At 38.4% G+C, this 2,932-nt stretch carries 4 protein-coding genes; 3 read left to right on the top strand and 1 reads right to left on the bottom strand.

What is annotated here, in order from left to right:
* Together VJ937_RS02670 and VJ937_RS02665 are read left to right on the top strand one after the other, a co-directional pair.
* Positions 1 to 269, top strand: a 269-nt coding sequence (locus VJ937_RS02670) for a hypothetical protein (protein ID WP_324065360.1), incomplete at its 5' end; no start/stop codon positions are given.
* A gap of 84 nt (positions 270 to 353) precedes the next feature.
* Positions 354 to 1,562, top strand: coding sequence for an L-serine ammonia-lyase (locus VJ937_RS02665; protein WP_324065359.1), 1,209 nt, complete (start codon positions 354 to 356; stop codon positions 1,560 to 1,562).
* Positions 1,563 to 1,565: 3 nt separating this feature from the next.
* On the opposite strand, the gene VJ937_RS02660 is transcribed toward VJ937_RS02665, so the two are convergent.
* The gene (locus VJ937_RS02660; RefSeq protein WP_324065358.1) at positions 1,566 to 2,318 is read right to left on the bottom strand and encodes a DUF481 domain-containing protein; all 753 of its coding nucleotides are present in this window, start codon (positions 2,316 to 2,318) and stop codon (positions 1,566 to 1,568) included.
* A gap of 108 nt (positions 2,319 to 2,426) precedes the next feature.
* On the opposite strand from VJ937_RS02660, the gene VJ937_RS02655 reads away from it, so the two are divergent.
* Positions 2,427 to 2,932, top strand: a 506-nt coding sequence (locus tag VJ937_RS02655) for a hypothetical protein (RefSeq protein WP_324065357.1), incomplete at its 3' end; no start/stop codon positions are given.

Here is a 2,932-nt window from a genome sequence, read left to right as displayed (position 1 = left end):
ATCCCTACGTATATATCTGGGGAGCAAGCAGACGGATTCGAAAACGCGCTCAAATGCTGCAAGAACATGAAATTCAGATCAAAGGGTATATTGATATAAATTTGCGACGGAAAATAGGTGAAAAATTGATTCACTATCATGATTTGCCCAACCCAGATGAAGCTTTTATTTTGGTTTACATGCCACATCATGACATAAAAAAGGAGATTAAGCAGCATTTGAACAGTAATGGATTTTTTGAGGGCGTTAATTGTTTATTTGCAGCATAAGAATAATTAGTCCTGCTTTAAAATATAACGTTGATTTGACATACAATGATTTTTATTTTTTGATATTTGTAAAAAGACCGGATTATGGAGAGTATAAAAAGCATTTATCGCATTGGCAATGGCCCTTCCAGTAGTCATACTATGGGACCTAAGAAGGCTGCAAAACAGTTTTTTGAACAAAACCAAAAGGCAAAAACATTCAGGGCCACTCTTTTTGGTAGCCTGGCGGCTACCGGAAAAGGTCACCTTACAGATGTGTCCATTGCATCTGTATTTCCTGAAGGTGCATTAGAAATTATATGGAAACCAAAGGAATTTAAAAAGAGACACCCCAATGCTGTGAGCTTTGAAGCATTTAATGAAAATGGCGATGTGCTTAGTGAATGGACTGCATACAGCATAGGCGGAGGAGCAATAGTTGATGAACACACAAAACTGGAAGAATCTCATATTTATCCATTTAAAAACATGGATGAAGTTTTGCGGTATTGTAATAGAAATGGGTTGCACTTGTGGGAAGTTGTAGAAGCCTATGAAGATGATGATATCTGGGATTACTTGCGCAAGGTTTGGGATATCATGGTAGCCTCTGTTGAACGGGGACTCGAGAACGAGGGTGTGCTGCCCAGTCATTTGAAGTTGCCCCGCAAAGCAGCAAGCTATTTAATAAAAGCGAAAGCCTATATCGGATCAATGAGAAAAAGAGCAGAAGTATTTGCTTATGCACTTGCAGTATCAGAAGAGAATGCGGCAGGAGGAAAAATTGTAACTGCGCCAACTTGTGGTTCGGCAGGAGTGATGCCCTCAGTACTTTATTATTTGAGGTCACAACATAATTTTTCTGAGGTTAAAATCTTACGTGCCCTGGCAACAGCCGGCCTGGTGGGCGCGGTTGTTAAGATGAATGCCTCTATCTCGGGAGCCGAAGTCGGTTGCCAGGGAGAGATTGGTACTGCCTGCGCAATGGGTTCGGCCGCCACAACCCAACTCTTTGGCGGCACAATTTTTCAGGTGGAAAATAGCGCTGAAATGGGGCTTGAGCATCATCTTGGATTAACATGCGACCCTGTAGGAGGTCTTGTACAAATTCCATGTATTGAGCGTAATGCATTTGCTGCAGCCCGTGCACTTAATCATAATGCTTTTGCTATGCTAAATGACGGACGACACCGCATTAGTTTCGATAAAATAGTACAAACAATGAAGCAAACCGGTCATGATTTACCCAATATTTACAAGGAAACCTCTACGGGAGGGCTTGCGCTGTTTAGTGGAATGGCCGACGATGAATAATTATTAAAATTCCCATTTAATGCCATTGCGCACCACCGAATAAAAGTTTGTTACATCTTTTGGTGGTTGAGTTTCATAGGTTAAAGTAGTATTTACTACCAAACTTAATTTATGAATCAGGCGTATTTGAATTTGTGCCTCACCGGCAATATTGTGGTTAGAAAAGTCTTGCACAGATGGCTGAAAATAAACGATGCCTGAGAGTTTGGCAGCTTCAGAGATATTCCATAGCAGATTTGTATACAGGTTGATCCGCCAATGGTATTGCCCTGCAGCATTGTAGGTAAATTGTCTTTGTTCATACATGGCCGATAAGCCTGTAAACCATTTTAAAGAATCGCCTGCAATAATATTTAATCTTAATCCCAGACCACCGAGTGACCTGTATTTAATTTTTCGTAAATCATTGAATTGATATTGACCGAAGGCCTCCAATGCAAAAATTGAATCTATAAAATAGTTATACCTTAAATGTTCATATCCCTTATCCTGCAGATTCTCTTTTCCGGCACTTATGTAATCCCAACTGGTAAATGACATCAAATAATGCCGCCCCGTACGGAGATATAAATCACTACTTACGGTGTTTTGCCAAATAACTTTTTTACTGTTCTCATATTGTAAACTTGCCTGAAGGTTTCCGTAAAATGCTTTGTTTTTGTCTGTGCGCTGTTTTTCAATATTTACAACTTGTGCATCGAGGTTGTTGAAGGTGCTGATTACCAATATGATTACAGGAAAAAGGAATCTGTACATGAAGTAAGTTTTAATAAATTTTTTATGAATCGGTTATTAAGGCTGTGAATTTATTAATTTTATTGTTTTGCACAAGATTTGATGGTTGTATAATACCAAATATAAAACATGAATCGATTATTATTGATCATATTTCTACTTTGTATGACGCTGAAGCCGGCGTTTACACAGGATATGCTTGGTTATGTGGAGGTCAAAGGTAGTGTGAAAGATGGCCTAAGACCCTTACCAAATGCCAATGTGGAAATATATGCTAATAATACATTGCTTAAGTTAGAAACTACCGATATAACGGGCAACTTTGCTTTTATACTTGAGCTTAACCGTGACTATGAAATAAAGTTTACACGGGAGTTTTATGTTACTAAAATGATTGAATTTAATACAGATGTAAGACAGAATGAACTGGGAATTTGGTTGTTTCAGTTTACGGTTGAGCTTTTTCCTGATATAGAAGGAATAGATTTTTCTTTTCTAGAAAAAGAACCAGTTGGTAAAATTAGTTATGAATTTAATTATGGCGAGTTTGAGCATGACCATAAATATACCAGAAAGGTACATGAGCGTATAAAAGATTTGCTGGAGAATTATAATTCGGCCAGAGGCGATGCTTA

Origin of the sequence: Salinivirga sp. (assembly GCF_035268865.1) — a bacterium.
Classification (GTDB): domain Bacteria; phylum Bacteroidota; class Bacteroidia; order Bacteroidales; family Salinivirgaceae; genus Salinivirga.
Note: the sequence above shows the minus strand (reverse complement) of the source record. Positions and strands in the feature narration are given on the sequence as shown.